Origin of the sequence: Ramlibacter albus (genome assembly GCF_014297445.1) — a bacterium.
GTDB lineage: Bacteria > Pseudomonadota > Gammaproteobacteria > Burkholderiales > Burkholderiaceae_C > Ramlibacter > Ramlibacter albus.
This window is the reverse complement of record NZ_JACORU010000017.1, coordinates 82,419-105,275: the sequence shown is the minus strand read 5'-3', so window position 1 is coordinate 105,275 and position 22,857 is coordinate 82,419. Positions and strand designations below refer to the sequence as shown.

Sequence of the window (22,857 nt, the reverse complement as noted above, 5' to 3'; positions counted from 1 at the left end):
TGATGGGGCCGGAGACAAGCATGGAAGAAACCCAGGCCACGCCGGCGTTCAGCCCGCTGTACCAGCAGATCAAGGGGCTCATCCTGCAAAGCCTGCAGGCGGGCGAATGGAAGCCGGGCGAAGCCATCCCCAGCGAGATGGAGCTGGCCGCGCGCTACCGCGTGAGCCAGGGCACCGTGCGCAAGGCGATCGACGAACTCGCGGCCGAGAACCTCGTCGTGCGCCGCCAGGGCAAGGGCACGTTCGTCGCCACGCACGCCGAGCAGCACGTGCAGTACCGCTTCCTCAAGCTGATGCCCGACAGCGGCGACCGCGACAGCGAAGGGCCCGCGCAGCGCAACATCCTCGAGTGCCGGCGCGTGCGCGCGTCCGCCGAGATCGCGCGCGCGCTCGCGCTGCGCTCGGGCGACGCCGTCGTGCAGGTGCGCCGCACGCTTTCGTTCGGCGGCGAGCCGACCATCCTGGAGGACTTCTGGCTGCCCGGCAACGCCTTCAAGGGGCTGACGGCGGAGCAGATGGCCGACTACCACGGCCCCACCTACGCCATGTTCGAGCTGGACTTCGGCGTGCGCATGGTGCGCGCGGAGGAGAAGATCCGCGCGATCGCGGCCGACGAGGAGGCCGCGCAGCTGCTGCAAGTGCCCAAAGGCACGCCGCTGCTCTCGGTCGAGCGCATCGCGTATACCTACAACGATGTACCGATGGAGCTGCGCCGCGGGCTCTATCGCACCGACACGCACCACTACCACAACGACCTGAGCTGAGCTCGATCAAAAAGCGGCGGCGGGGGTGGAATGTGAAACCCCGGTGTCAGGTTGTTGCGTTGCAATAGAATTTTGGGTTGTCCGCACATCCAAAGAAACCCCAAGACCGCCCATGACGCCCCAGCCCAAGCCGCGGCCCGAGTTCCGCAACATCCACGCGCTCTCGGACCTGCCCACCTACCGACTGCCCGTCGCGGGGATCGTGTCGATCCTGCATCGGATCAGCGGCGTGCTCATGTTCCTGCTGATGCCGTTCATCATCTGGATGTTCGACGCGTCCGTCTCCTCCGAAATCTCGTTCGCGAAATTCAAGGCCGCCTTCAACAGCGGCCTTGGTTTCGTTCCGGGCTTCCTCGTGAAACTGGTGGTGCTGGGCCTGATCTGGGCCTACCTGCACCACTTCATCGCGGGCCTGCGCCACCTGTGGATGGACGTGAGCCACAAGGCCGTGTCCAAGCAGTTCGGCGCGTCGTCCGCCACGTTCACGCTCGCCGCGAGCATCCTGCTGACGCTGGTGCTGGGCGCCAAGCTGTTCGGCCTGTACTGAGCCCGGAGGAGAAGAACAATGGCAGTCAATTACGGTTCCCAGCGCGTCGTCGTCGGCGCGCACTACGGCGTGCGCGACTGGCTCGCGCAGCGCGTCACCGCGGCCCTCATGGCGCTCTTCACGTTGGTCGTGCTGGCCCGCCTGGTCTTCACGAGCGGCCCCATCGGCTACGACAAGTGGGCCGGGCTTTTCGCGAACCAGGCCATGAAGGCGCTGACCTTCGTGACCATCGTCGCCCTGCTCTACCACGTGTGGGTGGGCATGCGCGACGTGTGGATGGACTACATCAAGCCCGTGGGGCTGCGCCTCGTGCTGCAGATCCTGACCATCGTGTACCTCGTCGGCTGCGCCGGCTGGGCGATCCAGGTGCTGTGGAGGGTCTGACGAAATGACATATACCAACAAGAACATCACCACCCGCAAGTTCGACGTCGTGATCGTCGGCGCCGGCGGCTCCGGCATGCGCGCGTCGCTGCAGCTTTCGCTCGCGGGCCTGAACGTCGCGGTCCTCTCGAAGGTGTTCCCCACCCGCTCGCACACCGTCGCGGCGCAGGGCGGCATCGGCGCCTCGCTCGGCAACATGAGCGAGGACAACTGGCACTACCACTTCTACGACACGGTCAAGGGCTCGGACTGGCTGGGCGACCAGGACGCCATCGAGTTCATGTGCCGCGAAGCACCGAAGGTGGTGTACGAGCTCGAGCACTTCGGCATGCCGTTCGACCGCAACCCCGACGGCACGATCTACCAGCGCCCGTTCGGCGGCCACACGGCCAACTACGGCGAGAAGCCGGTGCAGCGCGCTTGCGCCGCCGCCGACCGCACCGGCCACGCGATGCTGCACACGCTGTACCAGCAGAACGTCAAGGCCAAGACCTCGTTCTTCGTCGAGTGGATGGCGCTGGACCTGATCCGCGACGCGGAGGGCGACGTTGTCGGCGTGACCGCGCTGGAGATGGAAACCGGCGACCTGCACGTGCTGCACGCCAAGACCGTGCTGCTGGCCACCGGCGGCGCGGGCCGCATCTTCCAGGCGTCCACCAACGCGTTCATCAACACGGGTGACGGCCTGGGCATGGCCGCGCGTTCGGGCATCCCGCTGGAAGACATGGAGTTCTGGCAGTTCCACCCCACCGGCGTGGCCGGCGCGGGCGTGCTGCTCACCGAGGGCTGCCGCGGCGAAGGCGCGATCCTGCTCAATAGCAACGGCGAGCGCTTCATGGAGCGCTACGCGCCCACGCTGAAGGACCTGGCGCCGCGCGACTTCGTCTCGCGCTCGATGGACCAGGAGATCAAGGAAGGGCGCGGCTGCGGTCCGAACAAGGACTACGTGCTGCTCAAGCTCGACCACCTCGGCGCCGAGACCATCCACAAGCGCCTGCCCTCGGTGTACGAGATCGGCGTGAACTTCGCGAACGTCGACATCACGAAGGAGCCAATCCCCGTGGTGCCGACGATCCACTACCAGATGGGCGGCATCCCGACCAACATCAACGGCCAGGTCGTCATCCAGAAGGGCGGCGAGGACAACAGCGTGGTCAACGGCCTGTACGCGGTGGGCGAATGCTCCTGCGTGTCGGTTCACGGCGCCAACCGCCTGGGCACCAACTCGCTGCTGGACCTGCTGGTGTTCGGCAAGGCCGCCGGCAACCACATCGTGGAATTCGCCAGCCGCAGCAAGTCGCACAAGGACCTGCCCGCCAACGCCGCGGACCGGACGCTGGAGCGCCTCAATCGCCTCGAAGCTGCCAGCAGCGGCGAGTACGCGCAGGACGTCGCCAACGACATCCGCTCGGCGATGCAGCTGCACGCGGGCGTGTTCCGTACGCAGGCCAGCATGGACGAAGGCGTGAAGAAGATCGCCGCCATCCGCTCGCGCGTCGACGCGATCGGCCTGAAGGACAAGAGCCGCGTGTTCAACACGGCCCGCGTCGAGGCCCTCGAAGTGGAAAACCTGATCGAGGCCGCGCAGGCGACCATCGAGTCCGCCGCCGCCCGCAAGGAATGCCGCGGCGCCCACACGGTGAGCGACTACGAGAAGCCCGCGGACGACCCCATCGCGCCGCTCGGCCGCGACGACGCCAACTGGATGAAGCACTCGCTGTGGTACAGCGAAGGCAACCGCCTGGCCTACAAGCCCGTCAAGCTCAAGCCCCTGACGGTGGACACGGTGCCGCCCAAGGTTCGCACCTTCTGATTACGTAGTCACGCGGACCGGCGAACCACCTACATTCAAAGAGACGGAATACGAAATGAAGCGCACCTTCCAGATCTACCGCTACGACCCCGACAAGGACGCCAAGCCCTACATGCAGACGGTGGAGGTCGAGCTCGAAGGCAACGAGCGCATGCTGCTCGACGCCCTGATGAAGCTCAAGGCGCAGGACCCCACCATCTCGTTCCGCCGCTCGTGCCGCGAAGGCGTGTGCGGCTCGGACGCCATGAACATCAACGGCAAGAACGGCCTGGCCTGCCTGACCAACCTGCGCCAGCTGGGCGACAAGCCGATCGTGCTCAAGCCCCTGCCCGGCCTGCCCGTCATCCGCGACCTGATCGTGGACATGACGCAGTTCTTCAAGCAGTACCACTCGATCAAGCCCTACCTCGTCAACGAGACGATCCCGCCCGAGAAGGAGCGCCTGCAGTCGCCGGAAGAGCGTGAAGAGCTCAACGGCCTGTACGAGTGCATCCTGTGCGCGAGCTGCTCGACGAGCTGCCCGAGCTTCTGGTGGAACCCCGACAAGTTCGTCGGCCCCGCCGGCCTGCTGCAGGCCTACCGCTTCATTGCCGACAGCCGCGACCAGGCGACCGGCGAGCGCCTCGACAACCTCGAGGACCCGTACCGTCTGTTCCGCTGCCACACCATCATGAACTGCGTGGACGTGTGCCCGAAGGGACTGAACCCGACGATGGCGATCGGCAAGATCAAGGAATTGATGGTCCGCCGCGCGGTCTGACAGGAATCAAATGGACGAAGACCTGCTCGACGCAAGATCGCTCTCGAAGCTGCGCTGGCGCTGCCGCCGCGGGCTGCTGGAGAACGACCTGTTGATCGAGCGGTTCTTCGAGAAGTACGAGACGAGCCTCACCGTCTCGCAGGCGCGCGGGATGAGCGAGCTGATGGAGCTGGCCGACAACGACCTGCTCGACCTGCTGCTGCGCCGCAAGGAGGAAGCGGAACTCCCGCTTTCTCCCGAAACGAGGAAAGTGCTCGAGATGCTGCGGGTCCCCCGCCCCTGACTGTTTTTTAGGACGCAACCATGAAACTCGCCGACAACAAAGCCACCCTGTCGTTCTCCAACGGCAGCCCCAGCGTCGAGCTACCGGTCTATTCGGGCAGCATCGGGCCGGATGTGATCGACATCCGCAAGCTTTACGCGCAGACCGGGATGTTCACGTACGACCCGGGCTTCATGTCGACGGCGGCCTGCCAGTCCGCCATCACCTACATCGACGGCGACAAGGGCGAGCTGCTGTACCGCGGCTACCCGATCGAGCAGCTGGCCACCAACTGCGACTTCCTCGAGACCTGCCACCTGCTGCTGTACGGCGAGCTGCCGAACGTGGACCAGAAGAAGAAGTTCAACCGCCTCGTCACCACCCACACGATGGTGAATGAGCAGATGCAGTTCTTCCTGCGCGGCTTCCGCCGCGACGCGCACCCCATGGCGGTGATGACGGGCCTCGTGGGCGCTCTGTCGGCCTTCTATCACGACAGCACCGACATCAACAACCCCGAGCACCGCGAGATCTCCGCGATCCGCCTGATCGCCAAGATGCCCACGCTCGTGGCGATGGCGTACAAGTACAGCGCCGGCCAGCCGTACATGTACCCCAAGAACGACCTGAGCTACACCGCGAACTTCATGCGCATGATGTTCGCGACGCCGTGCGAGGAGTACGAGCCCAACGACGTGCTGGTGCGCGCGCTGGACCGCATCTTCATCCTGCACGCCGACCACGAGCAGAACGCGTCCACCTCCACGGTGCGCCTGTGCGGCTCGTCGGGCACCAACCCGTTCGCGGCGATCGCGGCCGGCGTGGCCTGCCTGTGGGGCCCGGCGCACGGCGGCGCCAACGAAGCGGCGCTGAACATGCTGGAGGACATCCAGCAGATGGGCGGCGTCGCCAAGATCGGCGAGTTCGTCGCGAAGGTGAAGGACAAGAACAGCGGCATCAAGCTGATGGGCTTCGGCCACCGCGTGTACAAGAACTACGACCCGCGCGCCAAGCTGATGCAGGAGACCTGCAAGGAAGTGCTCGGCGAGCTTGGCCTGCAGAACGACCCGCTGTTCAAGCTGGCGATGGCGCTGGAGAAGATCGCGCTGGAAGACGAGTACTTCGTGTCGCGCAAGCTCTATCCGAACGTCGACTTCTATTCCGGCATCGTGCAGCGAGCCATCGGTATCCCCGTTTCGCTGTTCACCGCCATCTTCGCGCTCGCGCGCACGGTGGGCTGGATCGCGCAGCTGAACGAGATGATCGGCGACCCCGAGTACAAGATCGGCCGCCCGCGCCAGCTGTTCACCGGCTCGCCGCGCCGCGAGGTCAAGCCGATCGAGCAGCGCTAGCGCACGGCACCCGGCAGCGCCGGGTCCTCCCTCTTCCAATGCCCGCACCCGCGGGCATTGTCATTTTTACTGTCATGCCTTGGTCTAGTGGACACCGCAAGTGCCCTCCTGAATCATCGCGGCCAAGTGTGGCTGACACGAATCATGTTCACCGACACCAGCCCGATGTTCAACCCCGACCGAGAGGACAGGACTCTTGTTGTTCAGCGCGACCTCCGCGAGCCCCGGCCGGCTGCCTGCCCGCCGTACCGCAGTGCAAGCGGCCGTGGCCTGCATGCTGCTCGCGTGGTGCGCCGGCGTCGGTGCCGGCGAAACCGATGAACCCGAAGGGATCGTCCTCAAGCTGAGCGCCGCCTTGCATGCGGCGCGCCCGGTTTCCCTCCGCAAGCCCGTCTCTGCCCCCGAGCCCTCCAGCGCCTGCCGCGCCGGCGCCGCGGAAGGCAGCGTCGCGCTGCACCAGATCGTCGAACGCGCGCGGCAGGCCAACCCCGACGCGGAGCGCGCCAGGGCCCAGGTCCGCAAGGCCCGCGCCGATATCGAAACCGCCGAGTCCGCGTATTCGCCCCAGTTGCGCGTGAGCGCCAGCAGCGGTTCGTCGGGGTCCGCGCACAACGGCCTCGCCTCCGCCGCGAACGCGCAACTCTCCAAGCTCCTGCACGATTTCGGCAAGACGGACAGCCTCGTGGAGGAGGCCCGCAAGCGCGAGGAAGCGCGCGTCATGGAGCATGCGGACGTGCTCGATCGCATCACGCTCGACGTGGTCGAAGCGTGGCTGGGTGCGTGGCGGCAGTCCGAGCTGGCGCGGCTGCACGTCGAAGCCGCCGCGGGGCTGGAGGAGGCGGTGCGCATCATCCACCTGCGCGCGCAGGCCGGGCTGGCCGCCACCGGGGACGTCGAGCTCGCGCAAGCCCGGCTTGCGCAGGTGCGGGCCGCGGGGCTCGCGGCGTGCACGCAGCGCGAGCAGTTCCTGTCGCGCCTGTCGCTGCTGTCCGGCACAGCCGTCACCGACGCTGTGTTCGCCATGCCCTCGGCGCTGCAGGGCAACGGGCCGGCGGCGCCCTGGGATCCCTCGGCCCTGCCCGGCGTGCGACAGGCCGAGGCCGAGCACCGCGCCGCCGTCCACCACGTCCAGAGCCTGCGCGCTTCGCGCTGGCCTTCCGTGTACCTGCAGGCTTCGCGCACGGCCACCGGCGGGCGGGGTGCGGCGGAATCGTCCGGCGGCGTCAACCTCGTGCTCAACGTCGACGTCCTCGAGGGCGGGCGCGAGTCCCGGGTCGAGTCCGCCAGCGCCGACGCGCAGTCGGCGCTCGCGCGTGTGGCATCCATCCGCGAAGCGGCGCAGGACCTGTTTCGCCGCACGCGCACGGAACTCGAAGGCGTCGAGCTGCGGCTGCCCCTGCTGCGCTCGCAGGCGCTGAGCACCGCTTCGACGCGCCGCATCTTCCTCGAGCAGTTCCTCGCCGGCCGCCGCCAGGTGCTCGACCTGCTGAACACCCACCAGGAGGTTCTTGGCGCGGAGGTGGCTGCCGCCTCGCTGGAGTTCGACCGCGCGGTGCTCATGGCAAGGCTGCAAGGCCTCTACGGCGGCCTGGCCGAATCGATCACGCCCGCGCCGCCCGAGGCGCAGACCGCGCTGAACTGGAAACCCTGATGGACGACGCACGCGCCGACGAATTCCTCGCACCCCACCGGCCGAACTGGCTCCTCGCGGAGTACCTGCGGCACTGGCCCAGCCTCGTGCACCAGTCCGTCGGCGCGTTCGCGACCAACTGCCTGGCGCTCGCGGGCTCGCTGTTCTCCATGCAGATGTTCGACCGCGTCATCCCGGCGCAGTCGCTGCCCACGCTGTGGATGCTGGCGCTCGGCGTGCTCGTGGCGGTCGGCTTCAGCCTGCTGATCAAGCTGGCGCGCACCCACAGCGCCGACCAGTCCGGCAAGAAGACCGACCTCGCGATCTCGAGCCACATCTACTCGCATGCGCTGGCGCTGCGCCTGGACGCGCGGCCGCGCTCGACCGGCAGCTTCATGGCGCAGCTGCGCGAGATCGATGCGATCCGCGAGCTGGTCACCTCCACGAGCACGGTGGCGGTCATCGACATCCCGTTCGCGGCCGTGTTCGTGTTCATCCTCTACCTCATCGGCGGTCCCGCCGTGGCGCTGGTCGCTTTGTGCGCCATTCCGCTGGTCGCCGTGCCCGGCATCATCGCGCAGTGGCCCATGGCGCGCCTGGCGCGCGCCGGCAGCAGGACGTCCGCCTTGCGCAACGCGGTGCTCGTCGAGTCCATCGAAGGCATCGAGGACATCAAGGCGCTGCGCGCGCAGGAGCGCTTCGAGTCCCTGTGGAACGCGTGCAATGCCGACTGCGCGCAGAACACGCTGCGCTCCCGCTTCCTCGCATCGGGGCTGCTCGCCTGGACACAGGAAACGCAGCAGCTCGTCTGGCTCGGCATCATGGTCACGGGTGCCTACCAGGTGATGGGCTCCTCGATGACCACCGGCGCCCTGACGGCGTGCTCGATCCTGGGCAGCCGCGCCATCTCGCCATTCGCGCAGCTGGGCGTCGTGTTCGGCCGCTGGCAGCAGGCGCGTGTCGCGAAGGAATGCCTCGACGACCTGATGCGCCGCCCCGTCGATGCCGCCGCACGCTCCGGGCAGGCCGCGCGCGACCGTGTCGAAGGGGCCCTCGGCGCGGCCGGCCTGGAGTTCCGCTACGTGCCCGACGCGCCGCCGGTGCTTGCCATCGACAAGCTGGAGATCCGCGCCGGCGAGAAGGTTGCGCTGGTCGGCCAGGTCGGCGCGGGCAAGAGCACGCTGCTGCGCGTGCTGTCCGGGCTGCTGCAGCCCACGCGCGGCGCGATGGCGCTGGACGGCACCGACTACAAGGCCATCCGGCCGGCCGACCTGCGGCGGCACATCGCCTACATGTCGCAGGAGTCGCGGCTCTTCTACGGCACCATCCGCGACAACCTCGCGCTGGGCCGTGCCGACGCAACGGACGAGGAGATGCTCGCCGCATTGCGCCTTGCGGGCGCGGAGCAGATGGCGGCAGCCGGCGCGCGCACCCTCGACATCCCCATCTTCGAAGGCGGCCAGGGCATGTCGAGCGGCCAGCGCCAGTTCGTGCTGCTCGCGCGCACGCTCATCTCGCAGCCGCAGGTGCTGATGCTCGACGAGCCGACCTCCAACATGGACGAGGCTGCGGAGACACTCGCCATCGCGCGCATCCGCGAGTGGGTCCAGCCCCGCACGCTCGTGCTGGTCACCCACCGCGTGGCTGCCCTGCAGGTGGTCGACCGCATCTGCGTCGTCGACGGCGGCCGCATCGTGCTGGACGGCGCGCGCGACCACGTGCTCGCGCTGCTCTCCGGCAAGGCCCGCCCGCCTGCCGCCCAGGCGTCACCTGCCGATCCCGCTGCCGCACGGCCGCCCCGGGTGCTGCAGCCGCCGCGCCCCCCGGTGGCCGCCCCCCACCTGCCGGAGTGACCGCCGTGACCGCCCTTTCGACCCTGCGCCACGTCGCGCCCGTGCGCGAATCATCCTGGAGTGCCGCCGTCATCTGGCTCGCGCTGGCCGCGCTGCTCGCGCTCCTCGCGTGGGCGCATGGCGCCGAGCTCGACGAAGTCGTCGTCGGTGCCGGCAAGGTCGTGCCCACTTCGCGCGAGCAGGTCATCCAGAGTCTCGAAGGCGGCATCGTCGCGCGACTGCACGCCGCCGAGGGCGACATCGTCCAGCGCGGCCAGCCGCTCGCCGACCTCGACAAGACGCGCGCGACTTCCGCGGCCGGCGAGGGCGCGGCGCGGCTGCGCTCCCTGCGCGCGCAGGTCGCCCGGCTGGTCGCCGAGGTGGGCAATGCCAAGCCCTCCTTCCCGGAGGATGTGCAAGCCGACCCGGTCCTCGTGCAGCGCGAGCTTGCGTTGCTGGGCGCGCGCCGCTCCGCGCTCGGCGCCACGCTCGAAGCCATCGAGCACTCCAGCCGCAGCATGCGCGACGAGCTTGCCGTCACCGAGCCGCTGGTCGCCAAGGGCGCTGCCGGCCAGCTCGAAGTGGTGCGGCTGCGCCGCGGCCTCTCCGAGCTGGACGCGAAGGCGGTGGAAGCGCGCAACCAGTTCACCGTGAAGGCGCGCGAGGAGCTCGCCAAGGCTTCGGCCGAACTCGAAAGCCTCTCGCACCTGCAGGTCGCCCGGGCCGACAGCGTGGCACGCACCACGCTCGTCTCGCCCGTGCGCGGCGTCGTGAAGGACGTGCAGATCACCACCGTCGACGGCGTGCTCGCGCCCGGCGGCAAGCTCATGGAGATCGTGCCGCTGGACGACCAGCTGCGCATCGAAGTGCGGGTCGACCCGCGCGACATCGCGCACGTGCGCCCCGGGCTCGCCACTTCCGTCAAGTTCAGCGCGTACGACTACAGCGTCCACGGTTCGATGCAAGGCGTCGTCTCGCAGGTTTCGCCGGACACGCTGCAGGACGAGATCCACCGCGAGCGCTACTACTACCGCGTCTGGGTCAAGACCGATGCCGCGAGCCTCGTCTCGCGCAAGAGCGGCGCCGCCTTGCCGCTGGTGCCCGGAATGATGGCCACGGTCGACATCCACACCGGCCAGAAGACGGTCATGCAGTACCTGCTCAAGCCATTCAACCACGCCCGGGAAGCCATGCGGGAGCGTTGACCCCGGCCGCGCGACCCAGCCCCCAGAAACCAAGGAAAACAGGGAACCCTCATGAAGACAAAAATCCTTTCCAAGGCCACCCAGGATGGCCGGCTCCAGAGTTCGGCCGCCGTCGAGCGTGCGGCTTCCGCCGACGTCACCGTGCAAGACGCCGATCGCCTGAACCTGCATTCGCCGCAGGCCGCGCTCGTCGCGCGCAAGCGGGTCGTGGCCTCGCTCTCGCTGGAGTTCGAGGACGGGCAGTCGGTGGTGTTCGACGGTTTCTATGCCGCGCAGGAAACGGCGCCCACGCTGGTGGTCAGCACCGGCGACGTTTCGGAGATCTTCGTCGGGGGCGAGCATGCGGCGGCCCCGGCGGCGAATGGGGACGTGACGCCAACCGCGGTGACGCCCCTGACCGAAGGCCCCATTGCCGGGTCGCCCGATTCGCTCGACGAGCCGGCTGCGCAGGTGGCGCCGGCCGGCCTTGGCGAGCTGGTGCCAGCCAGCCTTCCCCCTGCGCCCGCCGGCGCCCCGGAGACGGTGACGGACGAACACGCCGAGTCGGGCGACAAGGCCGATTTCCTCATGGCCTTCCCGGCTTTCATCCCGCAGTTCTTCGCGGCTGCTGCCATGGGCTCCGGCGCCGCAGCGGGGGCAGGCGGCTCTTCGGGGGGCGGGTCGCAGGCGGGCGGCTCGCCTGCCGCGACGCTCACGATCAGCGAGATCTCCACGGACACGGGCATCAGCACCGCGGACCACATCACCAGCGACACCACCTTGAGCGTCCGGGGCACCGCCACGGGGCTGGTGGATGGGCAGCGCGTGCAGGTGAGCTCCGACGGCGGCCTGACATGGGCGGACGCCAGGCTGCTGGACAACGGCGACTGGGTCTTCGACGATCCGGTCGAGCATACGGGCAGCTTCACTTACCAGGCGCGCATCGTCGACGGCGACACCATCGTCCTGGAGTCGACCACCAACCTGGCGGTCACGGTGGACACGCATGCGTCCGGTGCGAGCGACGGGGTCTCGCTCGCCGTCACCGGCGTCACCGACGACGCGGCGCCGCGCTCCGGGCGCGTCGCGGTCGATGCGTTCACGAACGACACGTCACCCACGCTGTCGCTCGCCCTCACCGGCACCCTCGCCGCCGATGAAGTCATCGGCGTCTACCGAGACGGTGTGCGCGTGGGCACGGCCACCTTCGCGGACGGCGCGTGGAGCTTCACGGACACCGGCGTTGCGGACGGGCCGCACAGCTACGAAGCGCGAGTCGAAGACGTCGCCGGCAATTTCGGCGCAACCAGCGAGTCGTATGCGTTCAAGGTCGACACGCGTGTTTCGGGCACCGCTGACGGCGTCGCAGTCGGTATCGCGACGGTTGTCGAGACCGCCACGGATGGCACGGCGAACGACACGTCGGCCAAGGTCGGTGGCACCCTGACCGGCCAGCTGGCGCCCGACGAGTTCGTCACCGTCTACCGCGACGGCGTGGCCGTCGGGACGGCGACGCTCTCCGGCGGCACGTGGCAGTACGCGGACACCGCCGTTCCGAAGGGCGACCACGTCTACATGGCGCGCGTCGAGGACGGCGCCGGCAACGAGGGCGCCGGCAGCGACAACTTTGCGGTGAAGCTGGATGGCGGCACCAGCGGCACCGGCGGCCCCGGGCCGGGTGGAGGCGGCAATTTGCCGGGCCCCGGCGGCCCCGGCGGCCCCGGCGGTCCCGGCGGCCCTAGCGGCCCTAGCGGCCCCCCCAATGTCATCGATCCGGCCAAGCCGGTGGCCATCACGTCCATCAGCGTCGATACCGGTACGAGCGCCAGCGACTTCATCACCAGCGACACCACGCTGACCGTCAGCGGCACGCTCGAGCCCCTCAACGGCGGCCGCAGGCTCCAGGTCAGCTCCGATGGAACCACCTGGTCGGACGTCGCCGTGCGCGAGGGCGCCACCACGTGGTCCTATGTGGACACCACGACCCACACCAGCAACTTCACCTACTTCGTGCAGGTGGTCGACGGCACGGCGGTGCAGCACAGCGACCAGCGGGCCGTCACGATCGACATCACGCCGCCCGGCAACGCCGAGACCGTGAGCATCACGGGCATCAGCGAAGACACCGGCACCCCGGGCGACTTCCGCACCACGGACACGACGCTGACGGTGAGCGGCACGCACACGCTCGCGCCCGGCAGCCGCATCCAGGTGTCCAACGACGAAGGCGTTACCTGGGTGGATGCCAGCCTTGCAGGCTCCAACTGGAGCTATGCCGACCCGGACATCCACGGCAGGAGCTTCACCTACGCGACGCGCGTGGTGGATGTCGCGGGCAATGTGGGCTCGCAGTTCGCCAGCCGCTATGTCGTCATCGAAGGTGCATCCCCGACGCCTGCACCCCTTCCACCGGGTGAGCCGCCCTCTGCTCCGCCTCCGCCTGCGCCTGCGCCGCCGGCGGAGCCGCCCTCTGCCCCGCCTCCTGCGCCTGCGCCGCCGGCTGAGCCGCCTTCGCCTCCGCCCCCGCCCCCGCCTCCGGCGCCCGCGCCCGCGCCCGCGCCTGAAGCGCACGCGCTCGCGATCACCGCCATCACGGACGACACGGGCGTCAGCGCCAGCGACTTCATCACCAGCGACACCACGCTGACCGTCGGTGGCACGCTGCCTGCCCTCACTGCGAAGCAGAAGCTGCAGCTGAGCACCGACGGCACCACGTGGATGGATGTCGCCGTCGCCGACGGCGGCACCACGTGGAGCTTCGTCGACACGACCCCCCACACGGCCAGCTTCACCTACTCGGTGCAGGTGGTCGAAGCGACCGCTGGCGAAGAGACCATCGTCAAGGCCAGTGCGCACCAGGACGTCGTCATCGACACCACGCCGCCCGACGCGAGCGACACGCTGGCCATCACGGCCATCAGCGACGACACCGGCACCCCCGGTGACTTCCGCACCACCGACACGAGCCTCACGCTCAGCGGCACCGTCACCGCGGGCAACCAGGTGCAGGTCTCCAGCGACGGCGGCGGCACGTGGGCTTACGCCACGGTGGCCGGCTCGACGTGGTCCTATGTCGACCCGGCCACGCACACCAGCAACTTCACTTACACGGCAAGGCTTGTCGACACCGCCGGCAACCAGGGCACGCAATCCGCCAGCCGCGACGTCATCATCGAGTCTGCCGCTCCGCCTCCGCCTCCGCCGGCGCCACCTCCGGCACCTGCACCGCAGCTCGCGATCACCGGCATCACGGACGACACGGGCGTCAGCGCCAGCGACTTCATCACCAGCGACACCACGCTGACCGTCAGCGGGACGCTTCCCGCCCTCACCGGCACGCAGAAGCTTCAGCTGAGCACCGACGGCACCACCTGGCAGGACATCACCGTTGCCGACGGCGCCACCACGTGGAGCTTCGACGACACCACCGCCCACACGGCCAACTTCACCTACTCGGTGCAGGTGGTCGACGGCACCACCGTCAAGTCCAGCGCGCACCAGGACGTCGTCATCGACACCACGCCGCCCGATGCGAGCGACACGCTGGCCATCACGGCCATCAGCGACGACACCGGCACCCCCGGTGACTTCCGCACCACCGACACGAGCCTCACGCTCAGCGGCACCGTCACCGCGGGCAACCAGGTGCAGGTCTCCAGCGACGGCGGCGGCACGTGGGCTTACGCCACGGTGGCCGGCTCGACGTGGTCCTATGTCGACCCGGCCACGCACACCAGCAACTTCACTTACACGGCAAGGCTTGTCGACACCGCCGGCAACCAGGGCACGCAATCCGCCAGCCGCGACGTCATCATCGAGTCTGCCGCTCCGCCTCCGCCTCCGCCGGCGCCACCTCCGGCACCTGCACCGCAGCTCGCGATCACCGGCATCACGGACGACACGGGCGTCAGCGCCAGCGACTTCATCACCAGCGACACCACGCTGACCGTCGGTGGCACGCTGCCTGCCCTCACTGCGAAGCAGAGGCTGCAGCTGAGCACCGACGGCACCACGTGGATGGATGTCACCGTCGCCGACGGCGGCACCACGTGGAGCTTCGTCGACACGACCCCCCACACGGCCAGCTTCACCTACTCGGTGCAGGTGGTCGAAGCGACCGCTGGCGAAGAGACCATCGTCAAGGCCAGTGTGCACCAGGACGTAGTTGTCGACACCACGCCGCCCGACGCGAGTGACACCTTGGCCATCACGGCCATCACCGACGACACCGGCACCCCCGGTGACTTCCGCACCTCCGACACCAGCCTCACGCTCAGTGGCACCGTCACCGCGGGCAACCAGGTGCAGGTCTCCAGCGACGGCGGCACCACGTGGGCTTACGCCACCGTCACGGGCTCGACCTGGACCTATGCGGACCCGGCCACGCACACCGGCAACTTCACCTACACGGCGAGACTTGCCGACACCGCCGGCAACGTGGGCACGCAGGTTGTCACGCAGGCCGTCACCATCGAGGGGGACACGCCCCAGCCACTGGCCATCACCGGCATCACCGACGACACGGGCGTCAGCGCCAGCGACTTCATCACCAGGGACACGACGCTGACCGTCAGCGGGACGCTGCCCGCCTTCACCGGCACGCAGAAGCTGCAGTTGAGCACCGACGGCACCACCTGGCAGGAAATCACTGTTGCCGACGGCGCCACCACGTGGAGCTTCGACGACACCACCGCCCACACGGCCAACTTCACCTACTCGGTGCAGGTGGTCGACGGCGCCACCGTCACGCAAAGCGCCCACCAGGACGTGGTCATCGACACCACGCCGCCCGAGGCGCCCGACACCCTGGCCATCACCGCGATCGACGACGACACCGGCATCGCGGGCGACTACCTCACGTCCGACACCAGCCTCACCGTCAGCGGCACCGTCACCGACGGCAACCTGGTGCAGGTCTCCACCGATGGCGGCGCCACCTGGGCTTATGCCACGGTGACCGGCTCGACGTGGTCCTATGTCGACCCGGCCACGCACGGCACAAACTTCACCTACATGGCGCGCCTGGCGGACACCGCCGGCAACGCGGGCAGCCAGGTCGTCAGCCGCGATGTCACGATCGACACGGCGCCGCCCGACCCCCTGGAAATCGCGACGATCACGGCCATCACGGAGGACACCGGCGCGAGCGCCACCGACTTCATCACGAGCGACACGCGTCTGGTGATCAGCGGCACCAAGACGCCGCTCACCGACGGCAACCGGCTCCAGATCAGCGCCGACGGCTCCCCGTGGTCGGACGTGACGCAGCAGACGGATACCACCTGGACCTACAACGACACCGCCTTCGCGCGCACGGGCAGCGTCACCTACAAGGTCAGGGTGGTCGACGCCGCCGGCAACGAGGGCCACGTCGACAAGCGCACGGTCCTGATCGACACCCACGCCTCGGGGGCCGACCCCGAGGGCGTCACGGTCAGCATCGACCAGATGCTGGCCGACGAGCCGCCCGAGCTTGCGGGCCCGCTGGCGGAGGGCGCCATCACCAGCGACACTTCGCCCTCCTTCAAAGGCAGCTTCACGGGCAACCTCGCGCAGGACGAGGTGATCGCCATGTACCGCGACAACATCCGTGTCGGTGTCGTCCAACAGAAGCCCGGCAATACCTGGGAGTTCGCGGACAGCGGCCTGGCCGACGGGCCCCACGTCTACCAGGCCCGGGTGGAAGACATCGCCGGCAACTTCGGCGCCAGCAGCCTCGTGCGGTCGATCAAGGTGAGCGCGAGCGGGGCGGACCCCGCGCTGGCCATCCTGCAGGTCAGCACCGACACGGGCTTGAGCTCGAGCGACTTCGTCACCAGCGACACCACGCTTCTCGTCAGCGGCACCAACGCCCCGGCTCCCGGCCACAGGCTGCAGATCAGCAGCGACGGCAGCACCTGGAACAACGTCACGCAGGACACGCCCAGCACGTGGAGCTTCGACGACACGGCGACGCCGCACGGCACGAGCTTCACGTATACGTTGCGCGAGCTCGACAGCGAGGGCGGTTTTGTCCAGAGCATCAGCCGCAGCGTGACGATCGACACCCTTGTGCCCGGCCCGGCGGAGATGGTCGCCATCACGGCGATCACCGAAGACACCGGCGCGTCCAGCAACGACTTCGTCACCAACGACACGACGCTGCGGGTCAGCGGCACGCACGCGGGCCTGGAAAAGGACAGCCGCATCCAGGTCAGCGCCGACGGCACGACCTGGTCGGAGGTGACGGTGCTCACGGACACGACGTGGGCCTTCGACGACACCCAGGCGCGCACCGGCACCTTCACGTATTACGCCCGCGTGGTCGACTCGGCGGGCAACGTCGGCAACACCGACAAGCGCGACGTGACGATCGATACGACGCGGCCGGACGCGGACCAGACGGTGGCGATCACGGCGATCACCGACGACACCGGGACCGCCGGCGACTTCCTAACCAAGGACACCAGCCTCACGGTCAGCGGCACGCACACCCTGACCGGCGACAACCGCATCGAGGTCACCAGCGACGGCGGCGCCACCTGGGCCGCGGCCACCTTGTCGGGCACGACGTGGCAGTTCGTCGACCCCGCCCTCCACAGCGGGAAGTTCACCTACACCGCCCGCGTGGTGGACGTCGCCGGGAATCCGGGCGAGACGGACAGCCGCGAGGTCACCGTGATCACCGAGGCGCCCGCCAACAATGCCGTGAAGATCACCGGCATCGACGCGGACACCGGGCTGTCCAGCACCGACTTCGTCACTTCCGACACGATGCTGAAGGTCAGCGGCACCAATTCCGACCTCCGTGGGGCCGGCGGCAGCGACAGCCACATCCAGATCAGCACCGACGGCGCCAACTGGGCCGCGGTGAGCCAGGACACGCCGACCACATGGAGCTACGACGACACCGTCGCACGAAGCGGCAACGTCACGTATCGCGTGCGTGTCATCGATGCCGCCGGTAACGAGGGCGCGAACGACTCGAAGGTCGTGACGATCGACACCGTCGCTCCGGGCGCGGGCGAGAAGGTCGCCATCACGGCCATCTCGGACGACACCGGCACGGCGGGCGACTTCATCACCAGCGACACCAGCCTCACCGTCAGCGGCACGCACACCGCCCTCGCCGACAGCCGCGTGCAGGTGTCCAGCGACCAGGGCGCAACCTGGAGCGACGCCGCGATGTCGGCCACGACGTGGACGTTCACCGACCTCGTCGGCCACACCGGCGACTTCGAATACCTCGCGCGCGTGGTGGACCTCGCGGGCAACGCGGGCACCGAACTCGCGCGGCAGGCGATCACCGTGCGGTTCGAGGGCCCCGGCGCGGACGAACTCGTCAAGATCACGGCGATCACCGAAGACCGCGGCATCAGCAACGCCGACTTCAAGACCAACGACACCACGCTCATCGTCAGCGGCACCAACACGCCGCTGGGCGCCAACCACCGCATCCAGCTCAGTACCGACGGCACCCACTGGGTGGATGTGAAGCAGGATACCGCTGCCGGGACGTGGAGCTTCGACGACACGGGCGTCCAGCGCACAGGCAGCGTCACGTACTGGGCACGCGTGGTCGACGACGCCGGCACGGAGGGACAAGGCGACAAGCGCACCGTCACGATCGACACCGACGTGTCCGGCGGACCGAACGACCCGAACCCCGTGACGCTCACCGTGTCCGTGTTCGACGACTTCGCGCCCGATGTGGGCCAGGTGGCTTTCGGGGGGACGACGAACGACACGTCGCCGGAGCTCAAGGGCACCCTCAGCCGTGCGCTGGCGGGCGACGAGCACATCACCGTCTACCGCGACGGCACGCGCCTCGGCACGGCCGACCGCGCCGGCGGCGCCTGGACCTTCGCCGACAGCGGGGTGACGGCAGGCGCGCACGTCTACGAAGCGAGGGTCGAGGACGACGCCGGCAACACCGGGGCGACCAGCGGGCCGTTCCCGCTGTCGGTGAGCAGTTCCACGGACACGCAGCTCGCCATCATGGGCATCACGCCCGACACCGGGCTGAGCGCCACCGACTTCATCACCAACGCCACGGGCCTGACCGTCAACGGCATCAACACGGCGCCCGACCCGGTGCTCGATGCCGGCCACCGGACGGAGATCAGCTCCGACGGCGTGAAGTGGACGGAGGTCAACCACCTCACGGCCACCACCTGGAACTTCGTCGACCCCGACACGCACAACGCCAGCTTCACCTACACGGTGCGCGAGGTCGACGACAAGGGCAAGACGGTCCGCAGCGACACCCAGGACGTCACGATCGACATCACCCCGCCGGGCACCAACGAGAAGGTCGTCATCGGTGCGATCAGCACGGACACCGGCATTGCGGACTTCATCACTTCCGACACGACGCTGATCGTGAGCGGCACGCACACCGTTGCCAGCGGCAGCCGCGTGCAGGTGAGCACCGACGGCGGCACGACTTGGTCGAACGCCCTGATGTCGGACACGACCTGGACCTATGCCGACCCGGTCGACCACAAGGCCAGTTTCACCTACCTCGCCCGCGTGATCGACATCGCCGGCAACGTGGAGCCTTCCACGATCGCCCGGCAGGACGTGACGATCGACACCTCGAAGCCCGCGGCCGGCGAGACGGTGAACATCACGGCGATCACCGTCGACACCGGCACCAGCGCGAGCGACTTCGTCACGAGCGACACCACGCTCATCGTCAGCGGCACCAACGCGCCGCTGAGCACCGGCAACCGCATCGAGGTCAGCGCGGACAACGTCACCTGGTCGACCGTGAAACAGGACACGCCGACCACCTGGAGCTTCGACGACACCGCCAACAGCCATGCCGGCAGCTTCACCTACTACGCGCGCGTGGTGGACATCGCGGGCAACCCGGGCAGCGACCACCGGGGTGCAGGCCGGCCCCGGTGCGCTGGTGGAACTCAAGGACGCCAACGGCGTCGCGACCGGCCAATGGGCGGTTGCCTACGTCGGCGCCAACGCCGGCGACATCGTGCCGCTGCTGGGCGTCTTCAATTCGGACGGCACCCGCCCTGCCGGCATCACGGGCGACACGGTGGTCAGCAGCCGCCCCGGCGACGCAGGGTACGTCACGACCTCGCCGATGGAGATCACGACGCACATGGCGGCATCGAACGGCCGGCTGGCGGTCGTCTGGTCGGCGAACAGCCAAATCAGCGGCGGCGAGCGCGACTTGTTCATGCGCGTGTTTTCGAACGACCTCAAGACGTCCGTCGCCGAGTTCCGCGTGAACGCGTCGGTCATCAACGACCAGGTGGCCCCCAAGGTGGCCGCGCTGGCCGACGGAAGCTTCCTCGTGACGTGGGCCGGCGAGCATGCGGCCGACGGCCAGGACGGCGACAACTACTACGACGTGTACATGCAGCGCTTCACAGCCGACGCCAGCGGCAATTGGAGCCCCGCCAGCGCCGCGGACCAGCTGGTGACCAACCTCTTCGACAAGCGGATGTCGGCCGTCTACAACTACTCGGACAGCGACGCAAGCAGCCGGGACGTGGCCCAGCAACTGGACGTCGTCGGCCTCGCGGGCGGCGGATGGGTCGTCACGTACCTGGACCGCGGCAAGAGCGACACAAACGTCGACAGGAACGTGCTGGGCAACATCTACGACGCCGCGGGCAACCTCGTGCGCGGCAACATCCAGCTGGCCACGGCGTACTCGGGCACGCAGGAGTACTACCCCACGCTCTCCCCGCTGGCCAACGGCGGCTTCGCCGCAAGCTGGACAAGCGACAACAAGCTGATGGGCGATGCCAGCGGCACGGGCACCTACCTGCGCTACTTCGACGAGACGGGCAACGTGATCGGCCTCGACGAGTTCCAGGCGGGCCGCGCCGCGATCGCGGTCGAGCCGCAGCTGCTGGTCGGCGGTTCGACCGAAGCCAACCAGGCCAACGCCAATGCCGCCGCCGCGGACCCCACGTTCGTCCCGGGCGTGGACGGCTTGCTCTCCCAGGGCGACGAAACCAACCTCTGGAAGGCCGAAGTGACCATCCTCGAGCTGCGTCCGAACGACGTCCTCACCGTGGACACCGCCGTCGCTTCGAACGCGGGCATCACCGCGACCTGGGACGCCACCGCCGGCACGATGCTGCTGGTGTTCAGCGCGGCGACCACGATCGACGGCATCGAGGCCACCCTGCGCACCGTCAAGTACTCCGGCGGCGCGTCGGCCACGGCCGGCGAACGGACCATCGAATTCGTGCTGACCGACAACTACGGCGCGACCTCGACCCTGCAGTCCGTCATCGACGTGGAGTCGCCGGCGCTCACGCGGATCGGAACCGCGGGCAACGACAACCTCGTGGGCGCCAACGGCAACGACGGCCTGATCGGGTACGGCGGCATCGACACCCTGAGCGGCGGCGACGGCGACGACCGCCTCTACGTGTCCGACCCCGCGGTGCGCGGGCAGTACGACGGCGGACAGGGCACCGACACGCTGGTGCTGGCCTTCAGCAGCGCGCAGACCCTGAACCTGTCGGCCCTGAACGGCCATGCGCACGGCATCGAGCGCCTCAACCTGGGCAACAACACCTTCACGGCCAACAACATCAAGCTGCGCATCGACGACGTGGCGAGCATCACGTCGATCCTCGATACCGGCGTCTCGCGGCTTTTGGTGCAGGGCGACACCGCCGACAGCGTGGACGTGGCGCACACACTCGGCTTCAAGACGGACATCGGCAAGGTCGCGTCCTTCGACGGGGTCGACTACGTGATCTATGCCTCGCCCACCACCAACATCCAGCTGTGGTTGCAGCAGGGCATCCAGGTGACCGTCTGACGAGCGGCCCTGGCCTTCGAAGAGCCCGCTTCGGCGGGCTCTTTTACTTTCCGTTCTCCTACGCCCGGCCGCAGCCGCGTCGCGGACGATGGCGCCATGCCCCGCGACCTCACCCAGGGCCCCATCGCCCGCAACCTCATCGCTTTCGCGCTGCCCGTGCTCGGCGGCAACGTGCTGCAGTCGCTCAACGGCTCCGTCAATGCGATCTGGATCGGCAACCTGCTGGGCGAGGAAGCGCTCACCGCGACGTCGAACGCCAACCTCGTGCTGTTCCTGCTGCTGGGCACCGTCTTCGGCGTCTCGATGGCCGCGACCATCCTCGTCGCACAGGCCTGGGGGGCGAAGGACATCGGCCGTGCGAAATGCGTGGTCGGCACCGGCGCGACGTTCTTCGTGGGTGTCTCCGCCGTGCTTGCGCTCGCCGGATGGATCTGGACGCCGGCCATCCTGCACCTGCTCGGCACACCGCCCGCGGCTTTCGAGCTCGCCGCCCAGTACCTGCGGGTCATCTTCCTCGCCGTGCCCTTGATGAACCTCTTCGCGTTCGCGATGGCGGTGCTGCGCGGCGCGGGCGATTCGCGCACGCCGTTCCGCTTCATGCTGCTGTCGGTGGCGATCGACATCGCGATCAACCCGCTGCTGATCCGGGGCGTGGGGCCGTTCCCCGAAATGGGCATCGCGGGGTCGGCGGCCTCGACGCTCGTCGGCCAGGGCGTGAGCTTCGCGCTGCTGCTGTTCGTGCTGAACCGGCGCCGCCACCCCCTGCTGCCCGGCCTCGCCGAGCTCGACCATTACCGCCCGCGGCCGAAGCTGCTGCGCACCATCGTGACCAAGGGCGTCCCGATGGGCTTGCAGATGATCGTCATCTCGTCGGCCGCGCTCGCGATGATGGGGCTGGTCAACAGCTTCGGCGTGAAGGTCGCGGCCGCGTACGGTGTGGCCGCGCAGCTGTGGACCTACGTGCAGATGCCGGCGCTCGCCACGGGCGCGGCGGTGTCGTCGATGGCGGCGCAGAACGTGGGCGCGGGGCGCTGGGACCGCGTCGAGCGCATCGCGCGCGCCGGCGTGCTGTTCAACCTGCTGCTCACGGGCGTGCTCGTCGCCCTGCTCTACGCGGCGGACCGCTACGCGCTGGGCCTGTTCCTGCCGGGCGACACCGGCGCCATCGACATCGCGATGCACATCAACGACGTGGCCTGCTGGTCGTTCGTGCTCTTCGGGATCACCATCGTGCTGTTCGGCGTGGTGCGGGCCACGGGCGCGGTCACGCCGCCGCTGGTGATTCTGTTCGTGTCGATGCTGCTGGTACGGGTGCCTTTCGCCTGGGCACTCCAGGGGCCGCTCGGCGCGGACGCGGTGTGGTGGAGCTTCCCGCTCGGCGCGGTCGTGTCCACCGCCCTTGCCTTCGGCTACTACCGCTGGGGCGGCTGGCGCCGCGCGAAACTGCAGGCCGAGGAACCGGCCACCGGCGAAGCCGCGGACACCGGCGTGTCGTCCCCGGCGATGGATCGCGAACCGGTCTACGAGGCGTAGGATTCGC

Annotated in this window: 20 protein-coding genes and 5 pseudogenes; 17 read left to right on the top strand and 8 right to left on the bottom strand. The window is 68.7% G+C overall.

Translation table 11 applies throughout. The features are described 5' to 3' along the window. Positions 1 to 20: 20 nt before the first annotated feature. The 10 genes from H8R02_RS28560 to H8R02_RS28515 all read left to right on the top strand — a co-directional run bounded on the left by H8R02_RS28560 (position 21) and on the right by H8R02_RS28515 (position 10,549). Positions 21 to 764 (top strand): GntR family transcriptional regulator, encoded by a 744-nt coding sequence (locus H8R02_RS28560; RefSeq protein WP_255429616.1) that lies wholly within the window; start codon positions 21 to 23, stop codon positions 762 to 764. Positions 765 to 876: 112 nt separating this feature from the next. Continuing rightward, the gene (gene sdhC, locus H8R02_RS28555; RefSeq protein WP_187085200.1) at positions 877 to 1,311 is read left to right on the top strand and encodes a succinate dehydrogenase, cytochrome b556 subunit; all 435 of its coding nucleotides are present in this window, start codon (positions 877 to 879) and stop codon (positions 1,309 to 1,311) included. An 18-nt stretch (positions 1,312 to 1,329) separates the two neighbouring features. Beyond that, complete coding sequence (gene sdhD, locus H8R02_RS28550; RefSeq protein WP_187085198.1) at positions 1,330 to 1,695, top strand: succinate dehydrogenase, hydrophobic membrane anchor protein; 366 nt, start codon at positions 1,330 to 1,332, stop codon at positions 1,693 to 1,695. 4 nt (positions 1,696 to 1,699) lie between these two features. Beyond that, entirely contained in the window at positions 1,700 to 3,508 is a 1,809-nt protein-coding gene (sdhA, locus tag H8R02_RS28545) for a succinate dehydrogenase flavoprotein subunit (protein ID WP_187085196.1), read from the top strand. Positions 3,509 to 3,563: 55 nt separating this feature from the next. Continuing rightward, the gene (locus tag H8R02_RS28540) at positions 3,564 to 4,268 is read left to right on the top strand and encodes a succinate dehydrogenase iron-sulfur subunit (RefSeq protein ID WP_187085194.1); all 705 of its coding nucleotides are present in this window, start codon (positions 3,564 to 3,566) and stop codon (positions 4,266 to 4,268) included. 10 nt (positions 4,269 to 4,278) lie between these two features. After that, a complete protein-coding gene (locus H8R02_RS28535) occupies positions 4,279 to 4,551 on the top strand; it encodes an FAD assembly factor SdhE (protein ID WP_187085192.1) in 273 nt (90 codons plus the stop codon). Between the two features lie 20 nt (positions 4,552 to 4,571). Next, a complete protein-coding gene (locus tag H8R02_RS28530; RefSeq protein WP_187085190.1) occupies positions 4,572 to 5,882 on the top strand; it encodes a citrate synthase in 1,311 nt (436 codons plus the stop codon). Between the two features lie 199 nt (positions 5,883 to 6,081). Further along, a complete protein-coding gene (locus H8R02_RS28525) occupies positions 6,082 to 7,533 on the top strand; it encodes a TolC family protein (protein WP_187085188.1) in 1,452 nt (483 codons plus the stop codon). Continuing rightward, positions 7,533 to 9,365 (top strand): ATP-binding cassette domain-containing protein, encoded by a 1,833-nt coding sequence (locus H8R02_RS28520; RefSeq protein WP_187085186.1) that lies wholly within the window; start codon positions 7,533 to 7,535, stop codon positions 9,363 to 9,365. The genes H8R02_RS28525 and H8R02_RS28520 overlap by 1 nt, the downstream gene beginning before the upstream one ends. 5 nt (positions 9,366 to 9,370) lie before the next feature. Then, positions 9,371 to 10,549, top strand: a complete 1,179-nt coding sequence (locus H8R02_RS28515; RefSeq protein WP_354004991.1) for a beta-barrel domain-containing protein — start codon at positions 9,371 to 9,373, stop codon at positions 10,547 to 10,549. A 263-nt stretch (positions 10,550 to 10,812) separates the two neighbouring features. Here the strand turns inward: H8R02_RS28515 and H8R02_RS30675 are convergent, their stop codons facing one another. Continuing rightward, on the bottom strand, positions 10,813 to 11,331 hold the full coding sequence (locus H8R02_RS30675) for a hypothetical protein (protein ID WP_187085184.1): 519 nt from the start codon (positions 11,329 to 11,331) through the stop codon (positions 10,813 to 10,815). Positions 11,332 to 11,338: 7 nt separating this feature from the next. Between H8R02_RS30675 and H8R02_RS30925 the strand changes: the two are divergent. Continuing rightward, a pseudogene (locus H8R02_RS30925) lies at positions 11,339 to 11,806 on the top strand (Ig-like domain-containing protein); the annotation flags it as partial. 725 nt (positions 11,807 to 12,531) lie between these two features. On the opposite strand, the gene H8R02_RS30665 reads toward H8R02_RS30925, so the two are convergent. Both H8R02_RS30665 and H8R02_RS30660 read right to left on the bottom strand, forming a co-directional pair. Next, positions 12,532 to 12,747, bottom strand: coding sequence for a hypothetical protein (locus H8R02_RS30665; protein ID WP_187085180.1), 216 nt, complete (start codon positions 12,745 to 12,747; stop codon positions 12,532 to 12,534). Between the two features lie 144 nt (positions 12,748 to 12,891). Continuing rightward, complete coding sequence (locus H8R02_RS30660) at positions 12,892 to 13,296, bottom strand: hypothetical protein (protein WP_187085219.1); 405 nt, start codon at positions 13,294 to 13,296, stop codon at positions 12,892 to 12,894. On the opposite strand from H8R02_RS30660, the pseudogene H8R02_RS30920 reads away from it, so the two are divergent. Beyond that, positions 13,247 to 13,624 (top strand): annotated as a pseudogene (locus H8R02_RS30920) (hypothetical protein); the annotation flags it as partial. The gene H8R02_RS30660 and the pseudogene H8R02_RS30920 overlap by 50 nt on opposite strands. 8 nt (positions 13,625 to 13,632) lie before the next feature. On the opposite strand, the gene H8R02_RS28485 reads toward H8R02_RS30920, so the two are convergent. After that, complete coding sequence (locus tag H8R02_RS28485) at positions 13,633 to 13,860, bottom strand: hypothetical protein (protein WP_187085176.1); 228 nt, start codon at positions 13,858 to 13,860, stop codon at positions 13,633 to 13,635. 124 nt (positions 13,861 to 13,984) lie between these two features. Between H8R02_RS28485 and H8R02_RS30915 the strand changes: the two are divergent. Next, positions 13,985 to 14,266 (top strand): annotated as a pseudogene (locus H8R02_RS30915) (hypothetical protein); the annotation flags it as partial. A gap of 8 nt (positions 14,267 to 14,274) precedes the next feature. Here the strand turns inward: H8R02_RS30915 and H8R02_RS28475 are convergent. Together H8R02_RS28475 and H8R02_RS30645 are read right to left on the bottom strand one after the other, a co-directional pair. Then, positions 14,275 to 14,595: a hypothetical protein gene (locus H8R02_RS28475; RefSeq protein ID WP_187085172.1), complete on the bottom strand. Its 321-nt coding sequence runs from the start codon at positions 14,593 to 14,595 to the stop codon at positions 14,275 to 14,277. Between the two features lie 24 nt (positions 14,596 to 14,619). Next, the gene (locus tag H8R02_RS30645) at positions 14,620 to 14,856 is read right to left on the bottom strand and encodes a hypothetical protein (RefSeq protein ID WP_187085170.1); all 237 of its coding nucleotides are present in this window, start codon (positions 14,854 to 14,856) and stop codon (positions 14,620 to 14,622) included. Between H8R02_RS30645 and H8R02_RS30910 the strand changes: the two are divergent. After that, a pseudogene (locus H8R02_RS30910) lies at positions 14,744 to 18,394 on the top strand (beta strand repeat-containing protein); the annotation flags it as partial. The gene H8R02_RS30645 and the pseudogene H8R02_RS30910 sit on opposite strands and share 113 nt — an antisense overlap. Positions 18,395 to 18,405: 11 nt before the next feature. Here H8R02_RS30910 and H8R02_RS30610 read toward each other — a convergent pair. Both H8R02_RS30610 and H8R02_RS30605 read right to left on the bottom strand, forming a co-directional pair. Next, positions 18,406 to 18,672, bottom strand: a complete 267-nt coding sequence (locus H8R02_RS30610; protein ID WP_187085153.1) for a hypothetical protein — start codon at positions 18,670 to 18,672, stop codon at positions 18,406 to 18,408. Between the two features lie 51 nt (positions 18,673 to 18,723). Further along, positions 18,724 to 18,981 (bottom strand): hypothetical protein, encoded by a 258-nt coding sequence (locus tag H8R02_RS30605; protein WP_187085151.1) that lies wholly within the window; start codon positions 18,979 to 18,981, stop codon positions 18,724 to 18,726. Here H8R02_RS30605 and H8R02_RS30905 point away from each other — a divergent pair. The 3 genes and pseudogenes from H8R02_RS30905 to H8R02_RS28410 form a co-directional block, all read left to right on the top strand. After that, a pseudogene (locus H8R02_RS30905) lies at positions 18,971 to 19,324 on the top strand (hypothetical protein); the annotation flags it as partial. The gene H8R02_RS30605 and the pseudogene H8R02_RS30905 overlap by 11 nt on opposite strands. Before the next feature lie 100 nt (positions 19,325 to 19,424). After that, the gene (locus tag H8R02_RS30725) at positions 19,425 to 21,317 is read left to right on the top strand and encodes a hypothetical protein (protein ID WP_187085147.1); all 1,893 of its coding nucleotides are present in this window, start codon (positions 19,425 to 19,427) and stop codon (positions 21,315 to 21,317) included. A gap of 96 nt (positions 21,318 to 21,413) precedes the next feature. Continuing rightward, positions 21,414 to 22,850 (top strand): MATE family efflux transporter, encoded by a 1,437-nt coding sequence (locus H8R02_RS28410; RefSeq protein WP_187085146.1) that lies wholly within the window; start codon positions 21,414 to 21,416, stop codon positions 22,848 to 22,850. The last annotated feature ends 7 nt before the right edge of the window (positions 22,851 to 22,857 follow it).